Origin of the sequence: Roseomonas sp. TAS13 (genome assembly GCF_001950415.1) — a bacterium.
GTDB lineage: Bacteria > Pseudomonadota > Alphaproteobacteria > Acetobacterales > Acetobacteraceae > Roseomonas > Roseomonas mucosa.
This window is the reverse complement of sequence record NZ_BDLP01000346.1, coordinates 1-4,637: the sequence shown is the minus strand read 5'-3', so window position 1 is coordinate 4,637 and position 4,637 is coordinate 1. Positions and strand designations below refer to the sequence as shown.

Below are 4,637 nucleotides of genomic sequence, written 5' to 3'. Positions count from 1 at the left end.
CCGCGCCTCCCCCCGTCCCCGGGCCCCGCGCCCTCCCTGTCCCCACGGCCATGAAGCTCCCTTCGGACAGCCGCTCGGCCCGCCAGCTCCTGCGCCGCATCCGCGATGCCCGGCGTGGGCCCCGGGCTGTGCACCATCCCCATCCGGGGGAGGCGCCGGGCGGCGTAACCCTGCGGGTCGCCTCCTACAACGTGCACAAATGCGTGGGCCGGGACGGGCGCTTCGACCCGCAGCGCATCGCGGCGGTGATCGGGGAGATGGATGCCGACCTGGTGGCGATCCAGGAAGCCGACCGCCGCTTCGGCCGCCGCTATGGCCTGCTCGATGCCGCCACGCTGCGGCGGGAAAGCGGGCTGCACCTGCTGCAGGTCTCCGACCTGCCGGACGGGCATGGCTGGCACGGCAACGCCATCCTGCTGCGGGAGGGCACGCCGCTTCGCCTGCACCGGCTCGCCCTGCCCGGGGCGGAGCCGCGCGGCGCGGTGATCGCGGAGCTGGACCTGCCGGGGGGCCGGCTGCGGGTGGTGGCCGCTCATTTCGGCCTTCTCCGCAACTGCCGCATGCGCCAGGGCGCTGCCATCCTGCGCAGCATCGCGGAGGGTGCCTCCATGCCCACCCTCATGATGGGGGACCTGAACGAATGGCGGCCCGGACGGCGTTCGGCGCTGCGGTCGCTGGAGCCCTTCTTCGGCCCCATGAACGAGGGACCGGCCAGTTTCCCGACCCGGATGCCGGTGCTCTCGCTGGACCGCATCCTGGGCTGGCCGAACGGGCTGGTGCATTCGGTGGAGGCGCATGACACCGCCCTCTCCCGCGTCGCCTCCGACCACCTGCCGCTGAAGGCCCTGCTGCGACTCGACCTGCTGGATGGTGCCGCCGAGGACGCCACGCCCCGGCTCGCCAGCGTGGGCTGACCCTGGCCATGGAAACCGCCAAGACCCTCCGGCGGCCGCACAGGCGCCTCCTGCCGCGCTGGCGCGCGGCGCAGCCGACGCTGGACCAGGCGGTGGACGAGGCGCTGCGGCGGATCGGCGCCGACACCGGCACGACGCTGGTGGCCAACGGGCTGGAGGCCTTCGGCCTGCGCGCCGCCAGCGCCCGTGCCGCCACGCGCAGCCTGGACCTGCAATACTATGCCTGGCACGACGGCATCACCGGCCGCCTCCTGGCGCGGGAGATCCTGAACGCCGCCGACCGGGGCGTGCGCGTGCGCCTGCTGCTGGACGACAGTTGCGTGCTGGACGACCAATCCGCGGCCCCGCTGCTCTGCCGGCTGGGGGCGGAGCATCCGGGCATCGAGGTGCGGGTCTTCAACGCGCATCGCTGGCGCTTCCTGGGCAGGCTCGGCTTCGGGCTGGAGCTGCTGCTCAGCCGCGGGCAGCTCAACCACCGCATGCACAACAAGTCCTGGATCGCCGACGGGCGCCTGGCGATCCTGGGCGGGCGCAACATCGGCGACGAGTATTTCGACGCCTCGGGCAGCTTCAACTTCCGCGACCTGGACATCGCCGTGGCCGGCGGGGCCTCGCAGCAGGCGCTGACGCAGTTCGAACGCTACTGGAACCACCGGTTGGCCCGGCGCGGCCAGTGCTGCGACACGCCGGAAAGCCTGGACGCGCTGCGTCGCCGCCTCGACGCGGATGCGCGATCCGGCGAGGCCCAGCCCTATCTCGAACGCGTCCGCGCCTCGCTGGAGCGTGACATCCTGCACGGCTATGCAGCCCTGCTGCCCACCCAGGATGTCGAGGTCGCCGCCGACCCGCCCGACAAGGCGACCGGCGAGGAGGTGCCGGGCCGGCTGGTCACCGCCATCGACGCGGCGCTCCAGGGGACGGAGCGCGAGGCGATGTTGATCTCCCCCTATTTCGTGCCGGGCGAGGCCGGCGCCGCGGCGCTGATCGGCCTGCTGCGGCGGGGCGTCCGCGTCCGGGTGATCACCAACTCCCTGGCCGCCACCGATGTCGTGGCGGTGCATGGCGGCTATTCCCGCTATCGCCGACGGCTGCTCAAGGCGGGGCTGGAGCTCTATGAGCTGAAGCGCAGCGGGCGGGAGGACGCCGGCGTGCTGGGCTCCAAGGGCGCCAGCCTGCACACCAAGGCCTTCGTACTGGATCGCGAGCAGCTCTTCGTCGGCTCCTTCAACCTCGATCCGCGCTCCGCCAACCTGAACACCGAGATGGGCGCCTTCATCCGCCACCCCGAACTGGCGGAAAGGCTGCGGCGGGAATTCCGCCGCCTGTCCTCGCCCCAGCGCAGCTACCACCTCAGCCTCCGGCGCGGCCTGATGGTCTGGACCGACGAGAGGCCGGACGGCCGACGCCGCGTCCAGCACAAGGAGCCCGATGCGAGCTGGCAACGCCGCCTCCTGGCCCAGCTCGTGCGCTGGCTGCCGGTGGAAAGCCAGCTCTGAACCGGCCCTGCCCCCTGGGCTAACGCAGCCGGACCACCCGGCGGCTGGGCGTTTCCCGCAGGGTCCGGTCGGCATAGGTGCCGCGCACGGCCTCGCGCCCGCCATGGCGCAGCAGGTCCAGCACCATGGCGCTGTGCAGGAAGCCGAGATGGCTGAAGGCCTGCGGGAAACTGCCGAGGAAGGTGCCGTCCTCGGCGATCTCCTCGGGAAACAGGCCGACATCGTTGGCCAGGGCGCGCAGCGCGTCGAAGCGCTGCCGCGCCTCCTCCTCCCGCCCCAGCCAGGCCAGGGCATCGACCAGCCAGAAGGCGCAGAGCAGGAAGGTGCCCTCATGCCCGGGCAGCCCGTCCTCCGTCTTGTAGCGGTAGACCAGGGCGCCATGGCCGAGCTGCCGGATGATCTCGTCCACGGTGCGGTTGAACACCGCCTCGTCCACGGGAAAGCCCAGCATCGGCGCCAGCAGCACCGACGCGTCCACGGCATCGCTGCCGAAGCTCTGGGTCAGGTAGCCGCCATGCGGATGCACGCCGGGCCCGTTCACCTCCGCCACGATGGCGTCCCGCGCCGCGCGCCATTCCTCTCTCTCGCCGAGCAGGTGGATGGCGCGGTCCAGCGCCACCCAGTTCATCAGCACCGCGTGCAGGTAGCGCGTCGGCGGCAGGCGCGGTTCCCAGAGGCCGTTGTCGGGCTCGCGCCAGACCTTGGTCACATAGTCGGCCATGCGGGCGATCTGCGCGCGGGCCTCGCCATCGATCTCGCCGCCGAGCCGGTGCCGCAGATGGACGAGGTCCAGGAGTTGGCCATAGACATCGGCCTGGTGCTGGTCCGCGGCGCCGTTGCCCTCGCGCACCGGCGCACTGCCGCACCAGCCCTCGAAATGCGCGATCCCGCGTTCCTCCAGCCCCTCGCCGCGGCCATCGATGGCATAGAGCGGCCGCAGCCCGCCATCGTCGCGCAGGGAAAGGTGCCGGACGAAGTCGAAGAAGCGCTCGGACTCGCGCACATGCCCGAACTTCTTCAGGGCGTAGAAGGCAAGGCAGGAATCCCGCAGCCAGCAGAAGCGGTAGTCCCAGTTCCGGATGCCGCCGATCTCCTCCGGCAGGGAGGTGGTGGGCGCGGCCACCAGGGCACCGCTGGGCTCGTAGGTCAGCGCCTTCAGCACCAGCGCGCTGCGCACGAGATCGTCCTGCAACGGGCCGTCATAGCTGCGGATGCCGGACCAGGAGACCCAGCCCTGCCGCGCCCGTTCCAGCCGGTCATAGACATCCTCCCGGTCCTCCTCCGTCGCGGCGCCGGCGCGGAACAGGCGGAAGGCGGCATGGGCGCCCCCCGAGAGCGTGAAGCGGGCCGTCGCGCACCCTTCCTCCAGGCCGAGCGGCTCGTCGGACAGCAGGCTGGGGCAGCCCTCCGCCGCGGCAAGGTGCCTTTCCACCCGCAGGGGCGGGAAGGCGGTGGCAAAGCCCGGCAGCGGCCGGAAGCGGAGGCGGAAGCGCAGCCGGCCGGACACGCCGCTCAGGATCCGCACCAGCTCCGGCCCCGGCGGCCCTTCCGGCGGCGGCAGCATCAGGTCGATCAGTCGCGCCATGCCGGAGGCGGTGGCGAAGGTGGTCTCCAGGATATTGGTCTGCGGCAGGTAGGAGCGGCTGACCTCGAAATCCTCCTCGGGGCGCAGTTCGAAGAAGCCGCCCCGCCGCCGGTCCAGCAGCCGCGAGAAGACCGGCGGCGCGTCGAAGCGTTCCAGGCAGCACCAGTCGATCGCGCCGTCCCGCGCCACCAGCGCCGCGCCGTGGCAGTTGCCGATCAGCGCATAGTGCTCGATCGGCTGGTAGGGGCGGGTCCCTTCGGGGCTCTGGAGCGGAAGCATGGGGCTCAAGGGGCGGATCGGTCCTCGCGGCACGGGGTTGGCCCGGACCACCCCGGCCCGGCGGGCATACCCAGCCGGAGGGGCCGGATCGCTCCAGGTCAACGGGACCATGCTCGCGCCGCTGCCCATTCTCGCGGGTAGTTGATGTCGATCCCACGCTCTGGATGGCAGCTTCCATGCCCGTCACGATGGCCGCCATCCCCCGGGGCCGGACACAAACGCGACGCCACACCCGAAAGAACCTGCTCCGGGCTGGAAGGCGCGCCTCAGGCCCCTTCGCGCCGCCAAGCCAGGACGGCCACGCCGAGCACCATGGCCAGGGCCAGCCAGGGCGGCAGCAGGGCCGTCGCGGAGAGGCCCGTC

3 protein-coding genes are annotated in these 4,637 nt (G+C 72.2%); 2 read left to right on the top strand and 1 reads right to left on the bottom strand.

All coding sequences use genetic code 11. The features are described 5' to 3' along the window. Positions 1-50 precede the first annotated feature (50 nt). A complete protein-coding gene (locus tag ROTAS13_RS19790; RefSeq protein ID WP_019459652.1) occupies positions 51-914 on the top strand; it encodes an endonuclease/exonuclease/phosphatase family protein in 864 nt (287 codons plus the stop codon). 8 nt (positions 915-922) lie between these two features. Then, on the top strand, positions 923-2,410 hold the full coding sequence (locus tag ROTAS13_RS19785; RefSeq protein ID WP_019459651.1) for a phospholipase D family protein: 1,488 nt from the start codon (positions 923-925) through the stop codon (positions 2,408-2,410). Between the two features lie 19 nt (positions 2,411-2,429). Here ROTAS13_RS19785 and ROTAS13_RS19780 read toward each other — a convergent pair whose 3' ends face one another. Beyond that, a complete protein-coding gene (locus tag ROTAS13_RS19780; RefSeq protein WP_075823184.1) occupies positions 2,430-4,274 on the bottom strand; it encodes a glycoside hydrolase family 15 protein in 1,845 nt (614 codons plus the stop codon). Between the last annotated feature and the right edge of the window lie 363 nt (positions 4,275-4,637).

What these genes read in the sequence shown, in the direction of transcription:
- ROTAS13_RS19790 (WP_019459652.1), top strand. Translation starts at nt 51, where the DNA reads ATGAAGCTCCCTTCGGACAGCCGCTCGGCCCGCCAGCTCCTGCGCCGC.
- ROTAS13_RS19785 (WP_019459651.1), top strand. Translation starts at nt 923, where the DNA reads ATGGAAACCGCCAAGACCCTCCGGCGGCCGCACAGGCGCCTCCTGCCG.
- ROTAS13_RS19780 (WP_075823184.1), bottom strand. Translation starts at nt 4,274, where the DNA reads ATGCTTCCGCTCCAGAGCCCCGAAGGGACCCGCCCCTACCAGCCGATC.